The following is a 20,045-nucleotide window of genomic DNA, read 5'->3' on the forward strand; positions in this document are numbered from 1 at the left end:
CATTCGATCCACGCAGCAAACTCCATCTGTGAAGGGGAGAGTAAAGGATGAGTGAGAAACACAGCATTCTGACCGTTGAAGTGGTGGACCCTGATGGCAGCACGTTTACCCTTCACGATGTGTGCGAGCGGGGTGAGTGCCACGCGGAGTTTGTGATCAAACTGGTGGATTACGGTATTATTGCGCCTATGGAGCCGGCAATCGAATCGCGTCAGTGGCTCTTTGATGTGGCTGCGCTGTCGCGCCTGCACAAGGCGTTGCGCTTGCAGCGAGACTTGAAAATGAACCTTCCAGGCTTGGCAATGTCTCTTGAGCTTCTGGACGAAGTCCAGGATATGCGCAGGGAAGTGGAGCGCCTGAATCGCCAGTTGCAGCAACTGACGGGGGAGTGGTGAAACGTTTTTGCAGGCTTTATGCTACTGCTTGGCACTGCTGGTTGTGTCGTCGAGCGCTTTGATCTCGGCGTATAGGTTCTCTGCCTCTTCCATCAGAGTGCCGTGACTTCTAAGATCCCCGTTGCGCTGAGCGTACAGCGCTTTGGCCAGTTTGTCCTCGTACGCTTTCTGCAATTTTTTCTTCGGGTCAGCCTTCAAAAATCCCAACATTGTTTTGTCTCGTTGCCTGCTATGTGTTTATAACTCTACGTCAGATGCGCCTGAAAGTTCATAAATCAAACGTATCTGGTCCACCGTCAACAATGGGAATACAATTCGGACCATGAAACGCATCATCGCCTGTTTCCTTTATCCAGCCCGTTATGCCTCCCGGCGAAAAAAAGCTCCAGATCTCTGCTGCTGACGTATCACATCATACCGTCGCAGAAAAATTTAAGTCCGTCTGTGTCGAACGCAGCCAACAGACGTCCGTGTTTTTTATTTTGAGGAATAGCGTCTTGCAGATGAACTCAGGTTCGTTTCCAAAAAAGAGAACACAGCATGAACTCTAGCAGCCAGCCCCGATTTATTTCTCGTTGGGAACCTACTGAGCTCGCAAGCACCATATTGTCAGCCTCTGGCCGTGACGTTGTGAGCTACTGGATCAGCGCGCTGGCTTTTCTCGACGAGAATCAGCACCCGGTTATGCTAACCGTTAATCGGCAGGGTGAACTCACGTTCGGCGACCTCGTGCACGCGGTTAATCCCGATTTTGCCTCGTCTGTTGTGCTTAACGAACTGTTGCGCAAGGGCGTCGTTGAGCAATTAGAAAGTGGGCAGGTGCTGCTCAGGCGAAGCACTTATGTGCAGGATGTTCCCGGATTCGAAAAAACACCCGATGTGAGACGCCAGAATAAACGTTCGGAACGCAGTGCAGGCAGGCGGCATAACGATGATGTCTGATGTAAACGCCTTTTCTGCACGCAAACATAACCCTCCTCCCTCACTTAGCCGCAAAGCCGCGCACGCGCTCTTTCGTATTCTTCCTTTAGCCTCGAAACCAACGCTTCAACGCTCACGACATCGTTAATCTGGCTGACCCCCTGGCCGGCCGACCACACCGTTTTCCAGGCCTTGGCTTCGTCATCCACCGGTTTGAGTTTTTCACCGTAATTGATCTCGCCCGCTTGACGCAGCTTGTCCATGGGAAAACCCGCCGCTTCCAGGCTTTGTCGCATGAAGCTTGCAGGTATGCCGGAAACGGCCGGGGTGTGGATGATATCGCTGGATACAGATTCGATAATCATATTACGATATGCGTCGTCCGCACCGGATTCGGTGGTATTGATGAAGCGTGTTCCCATGTATGCCAGGTCGGCGCCAAGAGCCTGGGCGGCCAGCAGGTCCTCGCCGTGGGAAAGCCCGCCTGCCAGCAAAATAATGCCATCAAATACGTCGCGTATCTCGTGCACCAGAACAAAGGGGTTCGTTGTACCGGCATGGCCGCCGGCGCCGGCGGCAACCGCAATAAGGCCGTCCACGCCAGCTTCAGCCGCCTTGCGGGCGTGTTTCTGGTTCGTAACGTCGTGAAAGACCACCCCACCATAACTGTGAACGGCTTCTACCACTTGGCTTGCAGCGCCCAGCGACGTGATGATGATAGGCACCTGATGTTTTACACACAGTTCCAGGTCGGCCTGCCAGCGCGGGTTGGAGCGGTGTACGATCAGGTTGACTGCATAGGGCGCAATATTCGCCTGCGGGTTATCATGTTTCAGTTTTTCGAGGCCGTCCGTCATCTGAACCAGCCACTCTTCAAAGGCGTCACTGGTGCGTTGGTTTAGAGCCGGAAAACTGCCAACGATGCCTTCGCGGCAGCACGCAAGCGCCAACTCGGGGTCGGAGATCAGGAACATGGGAGCTGCGACCAGGGGCAGGCTGAGCGAATCTGTGCGAAAAGCGGCAAGTGACATGAGATGTCCTTAACTTGTATTGAAACGTTTGTAGTATATAAAGGATCTTAGCCTGCCTGGACGATTGTGGAAATGTTCGCCAGCTAACACACAACAGGTCACGCCTTAAAAACAAAATGGAGTCAATAATGGGTGAAGCAAAACGTCGTAAGCAAACCGGAGCACCGCCTCCGCAGAAAACCAATTCGCAGAAACCTCTGATGGTTGGCGTGATCGTGCTGGTTTTGGCCGCTATCGCTGTGGGTGTGGTATTCCTGACGGCAGCGCCGATGCCAGGCTCAGATGAATTGCCTGTTGCCGCGACGAATGCGGAAGACTTTCCAGCGCAGCTGGATCAATACGGCGTTTCGGTGGGCGCTGAAGACGCTCCGGTTGTTGTGCGGGAATTTGCGGATTTCCAGTGCCCGGCCTGCGGTCAGTTTGCGGAGGCCAGCAAACGCCTGAAACAGGAATATGTGGAGGCTGGAAAGGTTCGGTTTGTGTATTTCGATCTGCCGTTGAAGCAGCATCAGAACGCTTTTCCCGCGGCCCAGGCTGCGCGCTGTGCCGGCGACCAGGGTGCTTACTGGAAAATGCACGACCGCCTCTTCGAATCGCAATCTGACTGGAGTGGTTCGACCGACCCAGTTGCCACTTTTGCGCGCTATGGCAAGGATATGGAACTGGAAGAGCGCCGCTTCCGCCTTTGTATGACAAGCGAACTGCACCGTGAAGCCGTGGAAGAAAGCCGCCGTGTTGCCATGCAACTGCAGGTAACAAGCACGCCCACCGTGCTGGTGGATAACATTCGCCTCACCCGTCCCGGGTGGGGCCAGCTTTCAGCCCTGGTGGAGCGGGAGCTTTCCACCGCAGGTAAATAGTATTTGATTCCAGCCTCGGTCAGTCCTGACTTGAACATAAACCAGAGTGGGTTAAAATCGTCGCCCTCTCTGGTCTGGCCCCTCCAGATACACTCACCCATGCTCCGGATTTACGGTCCGGCCCGCAGGAGAAGTCTATGAGCAACCACGTTGTTGTTTGCGCGCTTTATAAATTCGCCATTCTGAATGATTACAAAACGCTTCGTCAGCCCCTGCTGGATATCATGCTGGCCAACGGTGTGCACGGCACTCTGTTGCTGGCCCGGGAAGGTATTAACGGCACCATTGCGGGGAGCCGCGTTGGTATCGATGCTGTGCAAACCTGGCTGTCCGGCGAAGAGCGCTTCAAGGGTATTGAGTACAAAGAGTCGTTCGTTGATAGCCAGCCGTTCAAGCGCACCAAGGTGAAGCTCAAGAAAGAGATTGTCACCATGGGTGTTGAAGGCATTGATCCGAAGCGCATTGCAGGAACGTATGTAGATCCAGCCCAGTGGAACGCACTCATCTGCGATCCGGAGGTACTTCTTGTTGATACGCGCAACCAGTACGAAGTGGAAATAGGCACGTTTGAACACGCAGTTAACCCCGGCACGGACACCTTCCGAGAGTTTCCGGAGTATGTGAAGCAACATCTTGACCCCGCGAAACATAAAAAAGTTGCCATGTTTTGCACCGGGGGCATTCGCTGCGAAAAATCCACGGCCTATTTGAGGGAGCAGGGTTTTGAAGAGGTATATCACCTCAAGGGTGGCATCCTGAAATATCTGGAAGAGGTGTCTGAAGAGCAAAGCCTGTGGAAGGGTGAATGTTTTGTATTTGACGACCGGGTTACGGTCAATCATCGTCTGGAGCGCGGAGGTTACGACCAGTGCCACGCCTGCCGACGTCCCATTACCGAGGCGGAAAAGCGGCGCCCGGAATATCAGCCGGGGGTGAGCTGCCATCGGTGTGTTGAGTCACTGAGCGAAAAGCAGAAAGCGCGTTTTGCAGAAAGAGAAAATCAGATGCGCCTGGCCGAGACCCGGGGCGAGTCTCATATGGGCAGTGACGCCGCGCGCACGATCGCTGAACGCAAAGCACGCAAGAAATCAGAACGTGAGCAACAGGCCGGAAAAGCCTGAAAGGTGAGCGGCCACAATACGGGCGCTCGTTAACATGTATTCATACTTTTGAAGCAGCAATCAAGCAGCGACCAAGGAGCTTTCATGAGGTTTAAGAAAACCGTTGCCATTATCGCCATTTCAGCCGCACCTTTGGCTTACGGCCAAGGCGCAAAAGACTGGGAAGGCGAGGCAGAACTCGGCGTACTTATGACTTCTGGTAATACCGAAGAGACCAACGTTAACGCGCGTCTTGGACTGGTGCATGAGGTGGTTAGTTGGCGCAATATTGCCGAGTTCAGTTCCAATTCCTCCAAGTCTGAAGACCAAACCACAGCCGAGAAGTACAGGGGCTCTCTCGAAACCAACTATAAATTTGACGAGAATCAATACCTTTTCCTAAGGGGTGCTTACGAGAAAAATCGGTTTTCAGGGTACGAGTTCGAATCCACGGTAACTACCGGTTACGGTAACCGGGTTTGGCAAAGAGGTAAGCGCTCATTTCTGGACCTCTCTGCTGGTGTCGGTTATCGGTACAACAAACTGGAGGCGTTAGATTCCGACGGTGAAGATGTTGAAAGCGAGGCCATATCCCGCCTGGCAGCCCAATTCAACTTTGCGCTATCTGATAACGCACTGTTTTCCCAGAAACTGAGTACCGAAATCGGGCTGGATGAGAACAATGTTATTAGCCGGTCAGAGACCGCTCTGAAAGCCAGTGTCGTGGGTAATCTATCCATGAAGTTGGCTTACCGTGTGGACCACGTATCCGATGCACCTGCGGGTTCCGTTGCCACTGATACCGAAACCTCTATTTCGCTGCTTTATGGCTTCTGAAGATTTAAGCCGGGTTTAACACCCTTCGTCTGAGCCCCCGACATACCTTGGCAGGGGCTCAAGGCACGGGCCTCAAGAGAAATGTCGCTCATGTTTCTCTCTGTTTTCTCGATTTTTTGTTACTGAGTGCCAGAGCGGTGGCGTAAATCTCGCGCACGTCCGTGGCAAACTGTTCTACCGAAAAATCCTTCGCGAAGGCCAGTGCCTGTCTGGAAAGCTTGCCCCGCAGTTCGTCGTCTTCCAGTAAACGTTTCACCTGCGTGCACCACTGATCTTGCCTCTCGGGGGTTTTAAATCCGTTCACTCCGTGGCGCACAACATCGTCGATACCACTGGAGCGAACGGCCACCACGGGCAGGCCTGCGGCCATGGCTTCCAGAATAACCATGCCTTGGGTTTCGGATTTGGACGCGAACACAAAAGCGTCGCCCAGACGATACCAAACGGCGATATCCTCGGGCGGCACGGCACCCACAAGCGTGACAAGAGTATCCAGGCCCAATTCGTGGATTTTGTTTTGAAGGCGGTCCTTTTGGTGTCCCTCTCCGATCATCAGGAAGTGAAATGGTTTGCTCGTTTCCTGTCGCAGCGTATTGATAGCGTCGATCATGAAGTCGATGTTTTTCTCATTCGACAGCCGCGATACGCTGATGAATACAATCTCGTCTTTCAGGTTAAGGGTTGTGCGAAGCGCCGCGATATCAGCGTCTGATACGGCCTGAAAACGTTTGTACTCAATTCCTGTTGGCTGCACAAACGTGGGGGTTTTTACGCCAATCATCCTTAGGTATTCCTCGGTTGAGTAGGTGGGCACAATAACGCCATCGCACTTATTGGCGAAGCGTTTGATCAGCGTATGAGAGATGAGATTTCGGAAGATAAGGCCGGGCAGCGGCACAAAATGGGCATAGTGCTCAAGCCTGGTGTGATAGGTGTAGATAGCAGGCACGTTGAGCCGGCGGGCGATGAACAGCCCGAGTGAGCCCAGCCAGAATGGATGGTGCAAATGAATGATGTCTGGATGAAATGCCCGCACTCGTTTGCGGATACGTCCAAGAAAGATGTTGGCCAGCCGGAACTCACGCTTCTCGCCCATCGCGAGCAAGGAAGGAATTCTTAGTACGTGTTCTTCAGCTTCCGGTTGATCCTTGTAACGCGGTGCCACCACCAACAGTTTGTCTCCAAGATCTTCAAGGCCCCGTCTCAGCCGGGCAATGGAGATAGGCACGCCGCCTATAAACGGCAGGTAGTTGTTGGTAAACATGGCGACGCGTATCGGCTTTTCCAGCCAGGGCGTCGGGTCCAGATTATAGTCGGGGTAATAATCCTTACCCACAAAAATGATGGCGTAGAGCTTTATGGCAATCGCTGCGAAAATCGCCACGATGATAAGGAAGTTGAGGTAGCCGGCGTAGAAAAGCGAATAAATAAAGAACCACAGGCTTTCCAGCCGCTTCAGGATCGGGTGCTGCCCCACCTCAAGTCGTTGGAGAGTGTGGCTGATCTCACCCTCCGGGCTGACGTTTACCTGCACATAGTGGTAGAAACTCGTTTCATCGTTCATGACCAGCCCGCCTGCGCCACCGGTGGTAATGAAACTTGTATCTCCAAGCTGCGTCTCTGAGTACAGCGAGAGATTGGCCGAAAACACCAAATCTATGTTGTGCTTCTTGACGGCTTTGAGCAGTGCGTTCCGGAACTCGGGCGGAGCAAGATAATCCTCGGGCTGATCAAACAGAGCGTCTTCCGTGGGTTTCAGTGGCGGGTGGCCAATAAACAGGATTCTGGCCTTTGAGGTATCCTCGCCAAGCAACTCATTTAGCCAGCGCATCTGCCATTGCCAGGGCGTTTTTCCCGTGCTGTCGAGAAAAATCAGTCGGCTGCTGCCAGCCCGAATGCTGTAAAAATGGGGTCCGAAATGATCATAAAAGCGGAAGCTGCCGAAATCCTCATGTTCATGGGCGCCAAACGTGAGCAGGTAGGGGATGTTGAGGTGGCTCAGGGATCCGTAGAGGGCGCGATATTTTCCTTCACCGCCGCCGCTGACAGCGTTACCAGCGGATACCATGAAATCCATCCCCGAGGCGTTCAACTCCGGGATGATGCGCTCCTCAAAAATGCCAATGGAATTATTGATGTTGCCAACAACGGCAAAACTGAACGGTTCGGTGGCCGATACGTCTCGATGGATCTGCTCAACTTCTCCTGTATGCACCCCGGCGAAATTTTTCATGAAAAAGTTAAGGTACGTCTTGTAGCCGACCAGCAGTATTACGATCAGCAAACAAAGATAAAACAGAAGCTTTAACGGATTTCGGAAGATCATCCAGATTTCCTGCGACTTTTCATCAGTTCCCTTTGCAACACGATCAGGCCGATGATCATACCCAGATAGATAGTAATCAGGCGCCAGCTTACAATAACCAGAATCAGGTGGTTCCCCGACAGGATGTCGCTGAAGAAACTGCCGAAGACGCCTTCGGAAACACCCGAAGCACCGGGTGTTGGCGCAAAATACATAATAAACGTTGTGACAACCAGCAGGCCCAGGGATACCAGATAATCCACATCGTAACCCAGGCTGTAGATCAGCAGAGCCGGGAAGCTGAACAGGCTGAGCAGAAACACCGCGGTAAAAACCACCGACAGTAATACAAATAGCCGCCTGCCCCGGAGGTAGTCACTGAAGCTATGGGAGAAGCGTAGCATTTCTCGCCGCGCTTTGAACTGCCAGCGCTGGTGATGGGTGTCGCTTATCAGGTGTACGCGATTGAGGAGGCTGAGCAGTCCGCTGAGCGGCCCGATGAGCCAACGGGTGCGAAACAGAAGAATAATGAAAAACCCCAGATACAGCAGGATAAAGATGGCCAGAGCAAAGCCCAGATCGCTTGCGACGGACTGGCCGTCAAACGCATTCAGGGTGAGCAGGAAAATCGGCGTTAACGTGAAGATAAAAAGCACAGCCAGCACGGTTCTGATCGTGGTGGCGGCTGTGGCTCTGCCTACGGGCACGCCGTAACGATGCAGATACCAAATCTGTGCAAATCCGCCGCCGGTGGCCATTGGCGTAACGTTAGAGACAAACAGGTTAATAAACACCAGGCGCGACATCACCAGAAAGGGCAGCCGGTGCCCAAGCGCCCTTAGGGTGTAGTGCAAGCGCAACCCATCAGAAATAAAATACACCAGCAGCAGTGCGAAAACGGCGGCAAGGGTTTGCGGTGCAATCAGCCGTCTATCAAAGCTGATACTGCGCCCGGCAAATTGGTCGTATACGGCGTAAAGACCTGCGATCGTGAGCACAACAAAGAGCAGGGCGAACACGGTTAGGCGTCGCGCTGAGGTTTGTTGCTGGGAGCGAATGTTCGTGTTGTCAGTCATGGCCTTGGCCGGCACCAAGTAGAAGGTAAGGGGTGTGAGGACGTGAGTCTATCACAGACCCCGCACAGGCCATGAGCTGCCCGCAATTCAGGAAAGAGCCTTGAGAAAGAATCTTGAGTGAGAAAGGACCTTGAAATCGTGCTAAAAAGCACGCAAGTAGTATGAGTGTACTTCAAAAGCAAAGAAAGGAAATCCCATGCCCAAGCATTTCGAACAAGCCCCTGGCCTCTATGACGATCCGGTTCGAGAAACCGAGGGCTATGTCTTTAACCAAACCATGTTGCGCATCAAAGATCCGGAGCGCTCTATGGACTTTTATACCCGAGTGATGGGAATGCGTTTGGTGCGCAAGCTGGATTTCCCGGAGATGAAGTTCACACTCTATTTTCTGGGTTATCTTGACGACCGTCAGGCGGGCTATGTGCCGGCAGACGATGCTCACAGAACCACCTACACGTTTGGTCGCGAGGCCATGCTGGAGCTGACCCACAATTGGGGCACGGAAAACGACGACGACTTTGCTTATCACAACGGCAACGACGAGCCTCAAGGCTTTGGCCATATTGGCATCGCAGTGCCGGATGTCTACACGGCCTGCGAGCGCTTTGAGAGCCTGGGCATTGAGTTCGCCAAAAAGCCGGATGATGGCAAAATGAAAGGCCTTGCGTTTATCAAGGACCCTGACGGCTACTGGATTGAGATACTGCAACCGAACATGCTGGAAAAACAGCGCAAAGACAGCTAATCAGGCTTTCGTGTTCGTGTCGCCCTCTGGGGCGACAGCGGGTTTTGCACCATAGCGAGAAGCCACAATCACCGCAGCGGTGAGTATCATTGCGCCGGCTATGCCGATGGGGCCCAGAACTTCTTCCAGAAAAATCCAGGCAAGCAGCGCAACAAACAACGGCTCGAGCGTGACAATAATGCTCGAAAGCGTGGCGGGCGTTGTTTTCATACCGGTAAAAAAGCTCACGTAGCCGATGCAGGTTGGCACAACGCCGATAAACGCGACCATCAGCCAGTGCTGCAGTTCAAGGTTTTCAACGCCCTTAAACCCACCGCGCAGTGCCACCACGGGCAACAGGATAAGCGCGGCGGTAAAAAAGCAGATGAATGCTGTGGTAAAAACGGGTGTGCCGGTAGAGGCGTAGCGGCTTGTCAGGGTGAAACCGGTATAAACCAACGCGGCCAAAAGCGCCATGAGTATGCCGGCAAGGCGAAGGCTACCGCTTGTGTCCATATCACTGAGCACCAGCATGGCGGTTCCGATAACCGCAGTAATCAGTGCCATAATGGTCAGCAATCCAGGTTTTTCTCCCAACAGTGGCGCTGCCAATATTGCCACCAGCACGGGCGGCAGGCACAGGGCGATCAACGTAGCGATGCCCGCGCCTGTCAAATCTACCGCAAGCAAATAACTGCCTTGATAAATAGCCTGAAAGAGCCCTAGCGCAGCAAGGGGCGCGAACGATTTCAAATCCAGTTGCCGCAGCGAACTGCCGGGTGGTTTTGCGCCTGGATGAGCGTTTTGAAGCTGGCGTTGCTCCCGGCGCATCAACAGCCAGAAAAACGGTAAGGCAACGGCAAGCCGGAGAAAAGCCAGGGTGGTGGCTTGCAGCTCCGTGCCGGTGAACAGGAATTTTGCAACGATCCCCGTGGTTGCCCAGAGCAGGGCCGCCAGGGCAATCAGCAGGGCGCCTCGAATCATTCTATAACCAGTATGATCAGTTCTTTGGGGCCGTGAACACCGTAAGCCAGCGTCTGTTCAATGTCGGCGGTTTTTGATGGCCCGGAGACTAACAGAGCGTTCGTTGGCATGCCAGAAGCCCAGTTCTGAGCCAGCATTGCTTCGTGGAATGTGGTGTAGATTTCCGAGGCTTCCAGCACCGCAATATGGATGGGTGGCACCAGGCTCATCAGGCGCGGTTCATCCGGTGTGGGCCACAAAATCAGTGTTCCGGTTTCTGCAATGCCGCCCCGGGTGGAAGTAATAGCGGCATCCACTTCGTTGAACAGATGAGCCTGCCAACTTTCGATGGGCTCGTCGTAAACTAGCATATGCGGTAGGTCATCCCTCCCGCAATCTCTTAACGCGCGGCCGATCTGATGCTCAGAGGGAACCAGCAGGCTGCGGGCACCGCGGGAGGCGAGAAGGTCGACAAGCTGCGCGATCCAGGATTCCCGTGTGCATCGGTGTACTTCGCCATGCACAGGTTCTATGGTTTTCTGGAACTGATCCACGCGCGCGGCCTGTGATGAAGATGGCCGCTGCAGTACCGTGAAGTCGCAATGTGGCTCGCTCAGTTCACCGCCGCTGCGGTTGCGCAGGCGGCTTAGAATCGTGTCCCTGGAACTCATTGGCCGCGCTCCTTCATGCGTTCGTGGAGTGTTTTGGCGGCCAGCTTTGGTGCGGTACGATATTTTGTCCAGCCACCAAGCCGCCCGGGTTGCAGGTTGCGCAGACGTGCCGCCACGGCAGTGCCAAACCGATAAACGCCGGGGCGTGCATGCATCCAGCTCCAGCCTTTCCATACCAGCGCCTCCAGGGCGTTTCGTTTCGCCCCGTGGCCGCGCACCTTGGCGGGGTTCAGTTTGTCGCCATCAACGGATTCCTGGCGCAGTCGCACTAACAGGTCCGGTATCGGAATTTTGACCGGGCACACTTCGCCACAGGCACCGCAGAGGCTGGAAGCCGTGGGCAGATGTTGGCCTTCATCCAGTCCGATAAGGTGAGGCATCAGGATTTTACCGATGGGGCCCGGGTAGGTGGTGCCGTAAGCGTGGCCACCCACGCGGGTATAAACCGGACAATGGTTCATGCAGGCGCCGCAGCGGATACAGCGCAGGGTGTCGAGCAGTTCGTCATCCTGATAGATAGACGAGCGGCCGTTATCCACCAGCACCAGATGCACTTCTTCGGGGCCATCAAGCTCGTTCGGTTTGCGCGGGCTTGAAATCATATTGAAGTAGGTCGTAATGTGTTGCCCGGTGGCGGACCGGGTCAGTAGCGCAAGCAACGGCGCTACGTCTTCCAGATTACCCACAACCTTTTCTATGCCGGTCACGGCAATATGACAGGGTGGCACCGTGGTGGTCATGCGGCCGTTCCCTTCGTTCTCCACCAGGCAAAGGGTGCCAGTTTCAGCAACAGCAAAGTTCACGCCGGATACACCCACATCCGCATTCATGAACTTTTCACGCAGCTGCAAGCGGGCGGCTGCGGTCAGGTATTCCACATCGTTGGAAAGATCGGTGCCGGTCTTTTCGTGCAGCAGCTCGGAAATCTCCGCCGTATTCTTGTGGATCGCGGGCATGATGATGTGGGAAGGCGTTTCGCCGGCAAGCTGAACGATGTACTCACCCAGATCGGATTCCAGCGCTTCAATCCCCTGATCTTTGAGGTAATGGTTCAGTTCCATTTCCTCAGACACCATGGACTTGCCTTTGATCACCGTTTTGGCATCCCGGGCAATACAGATATCCCGGACTATCCGGCAGGCTTCGTCACTGTCAATCGCCCAGTGCACTCTAATGCCATTGGCGGTGAGCTTTGTCTCAAGTGCCTCAAGCAGGTCTGGCAGATTGGCGAGGGCTCGTAAGCGAATATTGGCCCCCAGGTCTCTCAGGGCTTCAAGATCCCAGCCTTCAAAGGCGTCCTGGCGCTTGACCATCAGCCCGTCCATGGCTTTGCGGAAGTTCTGGCGTATCTTGGGATCGGCAATGGCGGCCCGTGCTCTGGAGTGGAATTCTTTTACGTCTATGTGGTGCGGATCCTGGGCGGTCGTCTGGCTCATGATTTGTCCCCATTGCCCGCCGAGGTGCGCTGCCAGAGAAAGCTCAGAATGTGCTGGCCAGTGAGGGGCTTCTGGTTTTTCTCGGCGTAACCGGCAATGTTCATTAAGCAACCGCAGTCGGTTGTGACGAATGCTTCTGCGCCGGTGTTGGTTAGGGTGTCTACTTTTTCACTGACCATCGCACCGGAAATCTCAGGGTGGCGCACCGCAAAGGTGCCGCCAAATCCACAGCACTCTTCAGCGCGCACTTGTTCAACCAGGTTTACGTTCTGCAGTTGCCCTAACAACTTCGGGCCAACCTCTGCAACGCCCATCTCGCGACGGGCTGAGCACGACGTGTGCATGGCGATTGTCGTGGGTGCTCCCAAATCTTCCAACTTTATATGACAAGCATTCAGCAAAAAGTCGGTCAGTTCCCAGGTGCGGGCGGCGATTCCTGCCGCTTGTGCTTCCTGGTCGGTGTTTTTGAACAGGCCCGGATAATGCTTGCGTATCATGCCCCCGCAGGAACCGGACGGCACTACAATGGGCCAGTCCTCTGGGAAAAGGTCAAGTTGGGCCTTCGCAACGGCCCGGGCTTCATCATGATAACCGGAGGTATAGGCGGGCTGGCCACAACACGTTTGATCTTTCGGAAAGCTGACCTTGATACCTTCACGTTCAAGCAACTGTATGCCCGCCATGCCGGCATCCGGGTAGAACATGTCTATCAGGCAGGTTGCGTAAAAATAAACGTGGGAGGGTTTTGCCGGGTAAACCTTGATGGGATCAGCCATAGCGTGCCACTCGAGCCGGTTAGAATTGTTGTCCGGTAATCATAAGGCGGCTAATGAGTGGTTGCCAGCAGACTTTCGTGGGGCAGGGTCGGAAAAGGAAGAGCGGCAGTGATAAACCGCCGCTCCACTGGCGATGGAGGTAGCTTGTCCTCCGATACCTATTTTACGGTTAAGCGTTCGGCGTTTTTCTCAACGGTGCGGGGGCCAATGCCTTTTACGTTGGAAAGATCCTGAGTTGTTTCAAAAGGACCGTTTGCATCGCGGTAAGCGACGATGGCTCCGGCTTTGCTGTCGCCAATACCGTCAAGACTTGCCAGCGCAGACTCGTCTGCACTGTTGATATTGATAACTGACTGATCTGCTTGGGCAAACCCGGTTACCAGGCTGAACAGCAATACGAGTGTGGCGAAAAAAGGCGTGTGCTTCATACGAGTAAGCTCCTGAGGCTGAAATGCGTTGTTGTGATTGTGAGTCAGGGCGCAAGGCAGCAGGAGATCGGTGTTCTGGTCTTGGTGAACTCAGTGACAGACTGAGCAGAAGAAGGTGTAAAGAGGGTTGCATGCAGTGCACGGACAAGGACCACGCTCCATGTGATCCCAGATTTCCGTGGCTGACCCCCGCCTGTTCCTTCAGGCTGCGGCTCATCCTGAGCGCTTCATCCTTGAGCCAACGTTCCGTGCTGGCTTGTCATCCCTGACGCTGCTTATTCTAGCGAGGGTGAATTCGGAGCGTATCGGACATCGGCTCGCAGGTGCGTGCGACATCTCCTACAGCGAGCGTGAGTGAGTGGCTTGTAGGCTACTGGAACCTGTCAGAGCGGGTGCCCCAACAACCCCAGAACACCGAGAACAATCAGATATCCGGCAACAATGTAGTTAAGCAGCCGCGGGAACACGAGAATGCCAATGCCTGCACCCAGGCTAATGAGGGGAGCGAGTTCGAGGTGAAGTGTCATAGCGGTCCTGTAGGGTGATTATTTTTTTAAAAACGTCATAAATCCGCCGGCGGCGACCAATGCCGCGCCACCGATGAGATACCACATGGTGTTGTCCGTGAAGCGCCCGGTGAACGTCTCACTTATTTGGTCGCCAACGGACTGAGTTGATTGAAATCCGAAGTAAAGCAGGGCAATGCCTATTACGAGTAAAACGATACCGACGAGTTTTGAGCTTCCCATGACATCCTCCTTGTTACGGCGATATGCCGTTAATTTCCCAGAGCTTGGCATCAGACGTCGCGTTCGGCAACACCGGAGCGAGCTACTTTGCAAAAGCGGCGCGTCAATATTCGTATTGGCACCGCATTTGGTTAGACTCGGAGATCGGTAGGAATTTGGCCTGATTCATTTTCGGAGAAACGACGATGTCTGCTCAAACCATCTGGATAACCGGTGCCTCCTCAGGCTTTTGGTCGTGAAGATGACGGCCTCGCCCGAGGCGTTGTTCAAGCTCGTCCGCGCACGTAAGTAGTTAATAAGCCTGAAGTGCTGCCTTAAAACAGCCCCATCTGGGGCTGTTTTTCGTTGAAGTGCAGGGCTTCAACACCTTCCACGCGTTTGCTTAAAAGCTCAGTCCAGATTTCCGTAAGAGACAGGGCATTGCCAATGTCCGGCATGTGCAGGAAAAAATAGGGGCGCTGCCCTTGTTCAATCCAGGTGCCAACCCGTTCAATCCAAGGCGTCAGGTAGCCCCGGTTGGCTTCCAGATCCGGATGGCCAATGTAGCGGATCACCGGAGCTGCATCACCGGGAAGCAAGTGAACAGGCACTCGGGGTTTCTTGCGTTGAGCCTCAATGGTGAGTTCATTGTCCGGGATGGCCGCAAACAGTGGACGGCTATCCAGGCAAACACGGGCAATGTTGCGCTCACGCAAACCACGATTCAGAGTTCTCTCGGCGTCGCCCTTGCTGAAAAAAGCGGTATTGCGAACTTCCACAGTGCACGTCAGAGGTGCCGGCAAGGCATCCACAAACCGCCAGAGGTTATTCAGGTGCTCCGGTTTGAATGCGGCAGGGAGTTGCAGAAGAAAAGGGCCGAGTACGTCTGTAATAGGCCTGACCACTTCCAGAAAATCTCGCATACCGGCGTCTACGCCACAAAGCAAACGATCGTGTGTGATGGCACGGGGAAATTTTAGCAGAAAGCGGAAGTCGTCTGGCACCTGAGAGCGCCATTGCTGACACTGCTCCCGGCTGGGTGTGGCATAAAACGTTGTGTTGCCCTCAACGCAGTTGAAGACCTTGCTGTAACGCTCAAGCGGGCTTTGTCCTGAGGGTAACGCGCGATTCCACGCGGGGTGTTGCCACTGCGGGCAGCCAAGAAAATACGGTTGTGCCATGTTTTAGCGGCTCCTGCGTGGTCACGGTCATTCTGACGGGTATTTGAATGTTGCGCTGATCACAGATAATGCACTATACCTGAGCAAGGGTGCCAGGTTTCCGGAGTATTCTGACAGGAGGTATTGGTGGAACATTTTCTCGACTCGATTGCCGGTGACGGGATCTTCGTTCTGCGCTTGCTGGCGGCAATGTTGCTTGGTGGCCTGGTTGGCATGGAGCGCCAGTCAAGAGGCAGGGCTGCAGGCCTGCGCACCAATATTCTGGTGTGCCTGGGTTCCGCTGCGGTCATTGTTGCTTTCCAGAAGCTGTCCTCCGAATTTAATGTGAACGCGGAATCGGTAATTCGAATGGATCCGGCTCGCGCTGCCGCGGGGGTGATTACCGGTATTGGCTTTCTCGGCGCGGGTACCATTGTAAAAAGCCAGAATTTTGTACGCGGATTGACGACAGCGGCGTCTATTTGGGCTGTTGCAGCAATAGGGATAACCGTTGGACTTGGCGAATACGTTATCGCCATTGCTGTGACTGTGCTGGTGCTTGTTGCTCTTTATGTATTGCACCGGCTGCCGATTCAGGGCGACCGTTATGCGTCACTGCGGCTGAAATGGACCGGGGACTTCAAATTGCTTCAGGAAGTCAACGGCTGGCTTGAGCACGAAGGCGCTCAGATCAAGAGCCGAACCATGGTTCGTCACCCAAAAACCGAAAGCTGTCAGGCTACGTTGGTTTTGCGTCTGGGTAAGAACGACAGCGACGAAGAAATATTCGGACGCCTGCAGGCAGACGCAAGGTTTGATGAGATCGGATGGAGTTAATCCGCATTACAGTCTTTCGTATCCGGAGCGGCGGCGGCCACGGCCGCTCAAAATTGCCACAAGCTGACTGGCCGCGCGCAACAGAGCCATCAGAAGTGGCGCAACCAGCCACAGCAGCCAACTGCCGATATAAAGCGCCGGGATGAGCAGGAGCAGCCAGCCCAGAAATTGAACCACCGTTACGGGATAGCCGAGTACGTCCGCTAAACCCGCAAACAGATCGTTGATGATGCTGGGATGGGTGATGACAAGGTAGCCTGCGCTAATAACAAGAGGCCATTTGGCGTAACGGGCGCCGCTCAGAACCATCTTTCCACCGCGCGTAACCCGTGCCGCCAGGGCTGCGGAACGAGCGCCTCTGCTTGCGCCCTTGGTGGTGACAGCGGCCGCGCGCCCCACGCGGAGTACTTTCACGGCACTGGCGAAAATCAGCACATCCACCGAAGCCCAACCGACGTCGCCCGCTGTGATTTCATTGCCGGATCGGTAATTCCGCTCCAGGTCGCGAACGCCGCTGGCAAAAAACTGATTCACGCCTTCCAGTACCCGCTCAGTTCCAATCCACTGAGGGGCACCCTGATTGTCGACAATGAACTGGCCCAAAAAATCGTGGCCCTCACTTTGAATAAAATTGATGGCATACCAGCCTCGCTCTTCTGGTGAAAGCTCTTTGAAGTTGGCGGTGGGCGAACCCTCAACTGGCGCAGCGCCTGTAAAGAACTGCTTCAGGGCTTGGTATGACCCGTTGAGTGAATTCATCCAGGCAATTGTGCTGATGGGCCGGCTCACAAAATGCTGGATAGGCGGCAGAATGTTCTCGCCATATTGCCGCAGGATATCCCGGAATTCGGGCTCTTCGGCGTAAAGCGGAAACAGATTCCGAGCCATGTTCGGGTAGCGTATGAACGCACCCCGAGCTTTCAGAAGCAGTAGGGGGTCGTCTGACATGTCCAGCAAGATCGCCTGAAGCTCAACGGACTCCTGTTCAATGCCGGGGAAATCACCGAGCAGGTCGCGGGCCTGAATGTTAATCAGCTTCTGCTCAATGGGAACCGGCTGGGCTATCGTGCTGATAACAGCCGCCATCAAAAGCGCCATGCCACAAATCAGGAGTAGCTTTTTCAAATGATTACCACCGCGTATCGGTTGTTCATAACGTGCAGTCTAGCGCGAATTGGGTGAATTGGACGTGTTCCACTCGTGACAGGATTGTTTCATCGACGGCGCCATGCAGTGGTGAACATGGCCATAAGAGAAATAGTGGGGACATACCTGCATTTTGGCCTGTCAGATTTTTTGACTGCCGTAGTGGGCTTATCAACTAATAATAAGGCTGACCCACAAGGCAATTCCTCCAAATGAAAAAAGCCCTAAAGTCGGTATGAACGCCCAAAGAAATAAATACTGAGAAACGTCGGCGTTGACGTTTCCTATTTTGCTAGCTGCGCGACGAAAATGACCAGGCAGGTTGCGCATTGCTAAAAACGAAAAAACCTGGGTGGTCCGAACGAGTCTACCGAACGGATCACCGCCCCATAAATTACGCCCCGTTGATGGGTTTAGGGTGGCCGCTGATATAATTTTTTCAATTTCTCTAATCTTCGGAAACGCCACAGTCATAATGATTAACGTGCAAAGAAGGATGAGCCCGAACGCGACGAACATCGCGCAGGCAAAAATAAACTCCACTTGATCAGTCACCTAGTTTTGCAGCAGCGCATTTTTACTCAGGGCCTCCCGAACAACGTGAAATCCGGCTTCGACGACGATTTGACAGGTTTGGCATTCTTACTTGGCCTAGCCGACCGCCCTGCATTTAGGAAAAACTGTAGTCAATATTCGAATCCAGGCATGAACGCCACCGCAATGAAAAAAATTGCGCCACCCAGGAACATCATGCCAGAAGGAACTGTCGCATAAAGTCGCAAACCGACAGGTATATCTATATCTGGATCGCCAAAATCCGCAGCCAAGCGCTTGAAATGCCCAAACGGTATCTTTCGCATCAACAAAAATCGCCATACGTAACTACTTCGCATCAACCGCCCGTAGGGCCCGCCTCCCCATACCTTTCTCAGACGCAATGCAGAATACTCGGGGCTGGGGGCTATAAGCTCTTCGATTCGACGGATTTTGGGGAAGGCAATCGTTAAAAGTGCGATCTGAGCTATTAACATCAGCCCTATACCTCCAACACCACAAAATGCAGCAATTGTTGCTGTGGACTCATTCATCCTCAATACGCCTGTAGATTTGGTCTCCAGAAGACTCGCCGAAGGTTCCTATAATTGAACCACCGATTGCCGAGCCCGCACCTCCCAAGATAATAGCGCATGCAATACTACCAATACCGGCGGAACTCACCGTCGCGATGCCACACAGCGCAGTACCGGCCAACGCACCCAGTGAGCCACCGACTGCGCTGCCGACCAGTCTACCGCCTTCGGTGTATTTGACTTTGGTGCATTCCTCCGCCCGGCCATTGGTGCACACCTCACGAATTTTCATACCTGAAACACTGACATCCAAGGCAATCGCAAGATAGCCACCGGCCCTGGCGTATTTGGCACCGGTCGCCAGCTTGTCATAGTGCGTCGCGTAGCCCGGTATATCGCCAGCGCCAGACTGTTTCCAGCTATGCACGATACTCTTGGATGACAGTCCAAGCGCGGACTTGAGCTTGGGGTTATCATCCAGCGACATGCCCTTGCGGGCAATATTGCCTAATGCAAAGTCCAGTTTTTTGAAAAGCTGTTTGCGCTTCGCAAAGAAATCCGGGCTGTTGAGGTGACCGTGTTTGCTGTAGGTCGTTTGGTGCAATGCTTCGAGGTCACGCAGCGTTGACTCGATACCTTTAATTTGTCTGGAAATCATCGTGGCGCCCGCGCCCATGCCGATGGCTGAATTGGCCGTCATCGTTTCCAGCAAATCGTAATGATCGGTTAGAAACTGAGCTTCTTTCGCGTCAAGCGCACGCACTTTCTGGCTGACCTGACTGGCAACCTGCATTAAATCCGCTTCTTCCTGGGTACATTCCATTCCATTTGGATCACCGAGTATGATCATTTCGCCAGGCATCACCTGATCGCCAATATTCGGATTCAGACGATCAAAACTGTCCGGCTTGGCAGAGACGTCGCCATACAAGCTTTGCAGCAGAGCATTTTTACTCGTGGGCTCCCGAACAACGTGAAATCCTGGCTCAGCATGATCTGCTGCGTCTTCTTTGCTACCTGCGCTGTTCGATGTTGAGGTGCCGGTTGTGTTCGTTTTGACTGTTGATTGGCTGACATTACTTGAATCGTGTTGATGTACTTTGCAGCGCCCAAGCTCATCAAACTCACAGTCGGAAACGGTCAGGTTGCCAACACTGGCAGCCTCTCGTAATGCGGTTCTTGCTGGCGCCAGTGTTGCATTTGCTGCGCCTGGGACGGCATTCGCGCGCTGCCCCACATCGGCCAATCCGCCCGGAGCGGTTTTTGCTCCGGCTGCAGTCATAGCTTGCGGCCGGCCTGGAGTCGTCACAGCTGCAGCGCTGCCGCTCGCCGGCCCACCTCCTGAATTCATCCGCACCAGTGGGCCAGAAATGGTCACCCCACTCGGGTCCACCTTCACAAAGCTGCCACCGGCTTTCAGAGTGACTTCTGCACCCGCCTCAATAACGATCTTCATACCCGCTTTGTGGTGGATTTCATTGCCTGCTTCAACGAGCTGGGCTTTGCCGGTTTTGCTGTGGTGGCTACCTTGAACCGTGAGGCTGTAATTGCCACCGACTTTTTCTCGGTGTTCGCCGTCTA

At 54.0% G+C, this 20,045-nt stretch carries 24 protein-coding genes; 8 read left to right on the plus strand and 16 right to left on the minus strand.

Annotated elements, in window-relative coordinates; translation table 11 throughout:
• The first annotated feature begins 47 nt into the window (after positions 1 to 47).
• Positions 48 to 395 carry a chaperone modulator CbpM gene (locus ENI00_RS12870; protein WP_304103003.1) on the plus strand — a complete coding sequence of 116 codons (348 nt, stop codon included), beginning with the start codon at positions 48 to 50 and terminating at the stop codon, positions 393 to 395.
• A gap of 21 nt (positions 396 to 416) precedes the next feature.
• Here ENI00_RS12870 and ENI00_RS12875 read toward each other — a convergent pair whose 3' ends face one another.
• Positions 417 to 605 carry a DUF6435 family protein gene (locus tag ENI00_RS12875; protein ID WP_304103005.1) on the minus strand — a complete coding sequence of 63 codons (189 nt, stop codon included), beginning with the start codon at positions 603 to 605 and terminating at the stop codon, positions 417 to 419.
• Between the two features lie 330 nt (positions 606 to 935).
• On the opposite strand from ENI00_RS12875, the gene ENI00_RS12880 reads away from it, so the two are divergent.
• Positions 936 to 1,337, plus strand: a complete 402-nt coding sequence (locus tag ENI00_RS12880; protein ID WP_304103008.1) for a hypothetical protein — start codon at positions 936 to 938, stop codon at positions 1,335 to 1,337.
• A gap of 44 nt (positions 1,338 to 1,381) precedes the next feature.
• Here ENI00_RS12880 and ENI00_RS12885 read toward each other — a convergent pair whose 3' ends face one another.
• Entirely contained in the window at positions 1,382 to 2,347 is a 966-nt protein-coding gene (locus ENI00_RS12885) for an NAD(P)H-dependent flavin oxidoreductase (RefSeq protein ID WP_304103011.1), read from the minus strand.
• Between the two features lie 128 nt (positions 2,348 to 2,475).
• Between ENI00_RS12885 and ENI00_RS12890 the strand changes: the two genes are divergently transcribed.
• The 3 genes from ENI00_RS12890 to ENI00_RS12900 all read left to right on the plus strand — a co-directional run bounded on the left by ENI00_RS12890 (position 2,476) and on the right by ENI00_RS12900 (position 5,144).
• Complete coding sequence (locus tag ENI00_RS12890; RefSeq protein ID WP_304103013.1) at positions 2,476 to 3,207, plus strand: DsbA family protein; 732 nt, start codon at positions 2,476 to 2,478, stop codon at positions 3,205 to 3,207.
• Positions 3,208 to 3,344: 137 nt separating this feature from the next.
• The gene (locus ENI00_RS12895) at positions 3,345 to 4,328 is read left to right on the plus strand and encodes a rhodanese-related sulfurtransferase (RefSeq protein ID WP_304103016.1); all 984 of its coding nucleotides are present in this window, start codon (positions 3,345 to 3,347) and stop codon (positions 4,326 to 4,328) included.
• Between the two features lie 84 nt (positions 4,329 to 4,412).
• A complete protein-coding gene (locus ENI00_RS12900; RefSeq protein ID WP_304103019.1) occupies positions 4,413 to 5,144 on the plus strand; it encodes a DUF481 domain-containing protein in 732 nt (243 codons plus the stop codon).
• 88 nt (positions 5,145 to 5,232) lie between these two features.
• Here ENI00_RS12900 and ENI00_RS12905 read toward each other — a convergent pair whose 3' ends face one another.
• Both ENI00_RS12905 and ENI00_RS12910 read right to left on the minus strand, forming a co-directional pair.
• Positions 5,233 to 7,470, minus strand: a complete 2,238-nt coding sequence (locus ENI00_RS12905) for a glycosyltransferase (protein WP_304103021.1) — start codon at positions 7,468 to 7,470, stop codon at positions 5,233 to 5,235.
• Positions 7,467 to 8,525 carry a lysylphosphatidylglycerol synthase transmembrane domain-containing protein gene (locus ENI00_RS12910; protein WP_304103026.1) on the minus strand — a complete coding sequence of 353 codons (1,059 nt, stop codon included), beginning with the start codon at positions 8,523 to 8,525 and terminating at the stop codon, positions 7,467 to 7,469. The genes ENI00_RS12905 and ENI00_RS12910 overlap by 4 nt, the downstream gene beginning before the upstream one ends.
• 196 nt (positions 8,526 to 8,721) lie before the next feature.
• On the opposite strand from ENI00_RS12910, the gene gloA reads away from it, so the two are divergent.
• Positions 8,722 to 9,270 (plus strand): lactoylglutathione lyase, encoded by a 549-nt coding sequence (gene gloA / locus ENI00_RS12915; RefSeq protein WP_304103029.1) that lies wholly within the window; start codon positions 8,722 to 8,724, stop codon positions 9,268 to 9,270.
• Here the strand turns inward: gloA and ENI00_RS12920 are convergent, their stop codons facing one another.
• From ENI00_RS12920 to ENI00_RS12940, 5 genes are all read right to left on the minus strand, one after another.
• A complete protein-coding gene (locus tag ENI00_RS12920; protein WP_304103032.1) occupies positions 9,271 to 10,233 on the minus strand; it encodes a DMT family transporter in 963 nt (320 codons plus the stop codon).
• Positions 10,230 to 10,883: a LutC/YkgG family protein gene (locus ENI00_RS12925; protein WP_304103035.1), complete on the minus strand. Its 654-nt coding sequence runs from the start codon at positions 10,881 to 10,883 to the stop codon at positions 10,230 to 10,232. Before ENI00_RS12925 ends, ENI00_RS12920 begins: the two co-directional genes overlap by 4 nt.
• Positions 10,880 to 12,319, minus strand: coding sequence for a LutB/LldF family L-lactate oxidation iron-sulfur protein (locus ENI00_RS12930; RefSeq protein WP_304103038.1), 1,440 nt, complete (start codon positions 12,317 to 12,319; stop codon positions 10,880 to 10,882). The genes ENI00_RS12925 and ENI00_RS12930 overlap by 4 nt, the downstream gene beginning before the upstream one ends.
• On the minus strand, positions 12,316 to 13,095 hold the full coding sequence (locus ENI00_RS12935) for a (Fe-S)-binding protein (protein ID WP_304103040.1): 780 nt from the start codon (positions 13,093 to 13,095) through the stop codon (positions 12,316 to 12,318). The genes ENI00_RS12930 and ENI00_RS12935 overlap by 4 nt, the downstream gene beginning before the upstream one ends.
• A gap of 158 nt (positions 13,096 to 13,253) precedes the next feature.
• Positions 13,254 to 13,523: a ComEA family DNA-binding protein gene (locus ENI00_RS12940; protein ID WP_304103043.1), complete on the minus strand. Its 270-nt coding sequence runs from the start codon at positions 13,521 to 13,523 to the stop codon at positions 13,254 to 13,256.
• A gap of 178 nt (positions 13,524 to 13,701) precedes the next feature.
• On the opposite strand from ENI00_RS12940, the gene ENI00_RS12945 reads away from it, so the two are divergent.
• Positions 13,702 to 13,881 carry a hypothetical protein gene (locus ENI00_RS12945; RefSeq protein WP_304103046.1) on the plus strand — a complete coding sequence of 60 codons (180 nt, stop codon included), beginning with the start codon at positions 13,702 to 13,704 and terminating at the stop codon, positions 13,879 to 13,881.
• 25 nt (positions 13,882 to 13,906) lie between these two features.
• Here ENI00_RS12945 and ENI00_RS12950 read toward each other — a convergent pair whose 3' ends face one another.
• The 3 genes from ENI00_RS12950 to ENI00_RS12960 all read right to left on the minus strand — a co-directional run bounded on the left by ENI00_RS12950 (position 13,907) and on the right by ENI00_RS12960 (position 15,432).
• Positions 13,907 to 14,050, minus strand: coding sequence for a DUF3096 domain-containing protein (locus ENI00_RS12950; RefSeq protein ID WP_304103049.1), 144 nt, complete (start codon positions 14,048 to 14,050; stop codon positions 13,907 to 13,909).
• Between the two features lie 18 nt (positions 14,051 to 14,068).
• On the minus strand, positions 14,069 to 14,272 hold the full coding sequence (locus tag ENI00_RS12955) for a DUF3185 family protein (protein ID WP_304103052.1): 204 nt from the start codon (positions 14,270 to 14,272) through the stop codon (positions 14,069 to 14,071).
• Between the two features lie 314 nt (positions 14,273 to 14,586).
• Positions 14,587 to 15,432 (minus strand): DUF72 domain-containing protein, encoded by an 846-nt coding sequence (locus tag ENI00_RS12960; protein ID WP_304103054.1) that lies wholly within the window; start codon positions 15,430 to 15,432, stop codon positions 14,587 to 14,589.
• A 126-nt stretch (positions 15,433 to 15,558) separates the two neighbouring features.
• Here ENI00_RS12960 and ENI00_RS12965 point away from each other — a divergent pair, with 126 nt between their 5' ends.
• A complete protein-coding gene (locus ENI00_RS12965) occupies positions 15,559 to 16,248 on the plus strand; it encodes an MgtC/SapB family protein (protein WP_304103057.1) in 690 nt (229 codons plus the stop codon).
• A gap of 6 nt (positions 16,249 to 16,254) precedes the next feature.
• Here the strand turns inward: ENI00_RS12965 and ENI00_RS12970 are convergent, their stop codons facing one another.
• From ENI00_RS12970 to ENI00_RS12985, 4 genes are all read right to left on the minus strand, one after another.
• Positions 16,255 to 17,373 (minus strand): hypothetical protein, encoded by a 1,119-nt coding sequence (locus ENI00_RS12970; RefSeq protein WP_304103060.1) that lies wholly within the window; start codon positions 17,371 to 17,373, stop codon positions 16,255 to 16,257.
• A 192-nt stretch (positions 17,374 to 17,565) separates the two neighbouring features.
• Entirely contained in the window at positions 17,566 to 17,937 is a 372-nt protein-coding gene (locus ENI00_RS12975; RefSeq protein ID WP_304103063.1) for a hypothetical protein, read from the minus strand.
• Between the two features lie 143 nt (positions 17,938 to 18,080).
• Complete coding sequence (locus ENI00_RS12980) at positions 18,081 to 18,482, minus strand: hypothetical protein (protein WP_304103065.1); 402 nt, start codon at positions 18,480 to 18,482, stop codon at positions 18,081 to 18,083.
• Positions 18,475 to 20,045, minus strand: a 1,571-nt coding sequence (locus tag ENI00_RS12985) for a hypothetical protein (protein ID WP_304103068.1), incomplete at its 5' end; no start/stop codon positions are given. The genes ENI00_RS12985 and ENI00_RS12980, both read right to left, overlap by 8 nt.

It is taken from the genome of Marinobacter antarcticus, from assembly GCF_011049865.1.
GTDB lineage: Bacteria > Pseudomonadota > Gammaproteobacteria > Pseudomonadales > Oleiphilaceae > Marinobacter > Marinobacter antarcticus_A.

Coding starts and splice junctions, on each gene's coding strand:
- ENI00_RS12905 (WP_304103021.1), bottom strand. CDS start 7,470: ATGATCTTCCGAAATCCGTTAAAGCTTCTGTTTTATCTTTGTTTGCTG.
- ENI00_RS12960 (WP_304103054.1), bottom strand. CDS start 15,432: ATGGCACAACCGTATTTTCTTGGCTGCCCGCAGTGGCAACACCCCGCG.
- ENI00_RS12900 (WP_304103019.1), top strand. CDS start 4,413: ATGAGGTTTAAGAAAACCGTTGCCATTATCGCCATTTCAGCCGCACCT.
- ENI00_RS12895 (WP_304103016.1), top strand. CDS start 3,345: ATGAGCAACCACGTTGTTGTTTGCGCGCTTTATAAATTCGCCATTCTG.
- ENI00_RS12870 (WP_304103003.1), top strand. CDS start 48: ATGAGTGAGAAACACAGCATTCTGACCGTTGAAGTGGTGGACCCTGAT.
- ENI00_RS12955 (WP_304103052.1), bottom strand. CDS start 14,272: ATGGGAAGCTCAAAACTCGTCGGTATCGTTTTACTCGTAATAGGCATT.
- ENI00_RS12980 (WP_304103065.1), bottom strand. CDS start 18,482: ATGAATGAGTCCACAGCAACAATTGCTGCATTTTGTGGTGTTGGAGGT.
- ENI00_RS12920 (WP_304103032.1), bottom strand. CDS start 10,233: ATGATTCGAGGCGCCCTGCTGATTGCCCTGGCGGCCCTGCTCTGGGCA.
- ENI00_RS12950 (WP_304103049.1), bottom strand. CDS start 14,050: ATGACACTTCACCTCGAACTCGCTCCCCTCATTAGCCTGGGTGCAGGC.
- ENI00_RS12880 (WP_304103008.1), top strand. CDS start 936: ATGAACTCTAGCAGCCAGCCCCGATTTATTTCTCGTTGGGAACCTACT.
- ENI00_RS12940 (WP_304103043.1), bottom strand. CDS start 13,523: ATGAAGCACACGCCTTTTTTCGCCACACTCGTATTGCTGTTCAGCCTG.
- ENI00_RS12935 (WP_304103040.1), bottom strand. CDS start 13,095: ATGGCTGATCCCATCAAGGTTTACCCGGCAAAACCCTCCCACGTTTAT.
- ENI00_RS12910 (WP_304103026.1), bottom strand. CDS start 8,525: ATGACTGACAACACGAACATTCGCTCCCAGCAACAAACCTCAGCGCGA.
- ENI00_RS12875 (WP_304103005.1), bottom strand. CDS start 605: ATGTTGGGATTTTTGAAGGCTGACCCGAAGAAAAAATTGCAGAAAGCG.
- ENI00_RS12885 (WP_304103011.1), bottom strand. CDS start 2,347: ATGTCACTTGCCGCTTTTCGCACAGATTCGCTCAGCCTGCCCCTGGTC.
- ENI00_RS12925 (WP_304103035.1), bottom strand. CDS start 10,883: ATGAGTTCCAGGGACACGATTCTAAGCCGCCTGCGCAACCGCAGCGGC.
- ENI00_RS12890 (WP_304103013.1), top strand. CDS start 2,476: ATGGGTGAAGCAAAACGTCGTAAGCAAACCGGAGCACCGCCTCCGCAG.
- gloA (WP_304103029.1), top strand. CDS start 8,722: ATGCCCAAGCATTTCGAACAAGCCCCTGGCCTCTATGACGATCCGGTT.
- ENI00_RS12930 (WP_304103038.1), bottom strand. CDS start 12,319: ATGAGCCAGACGACCGCCCAGGATCCGCACCACATAGACGTAAAAGAA.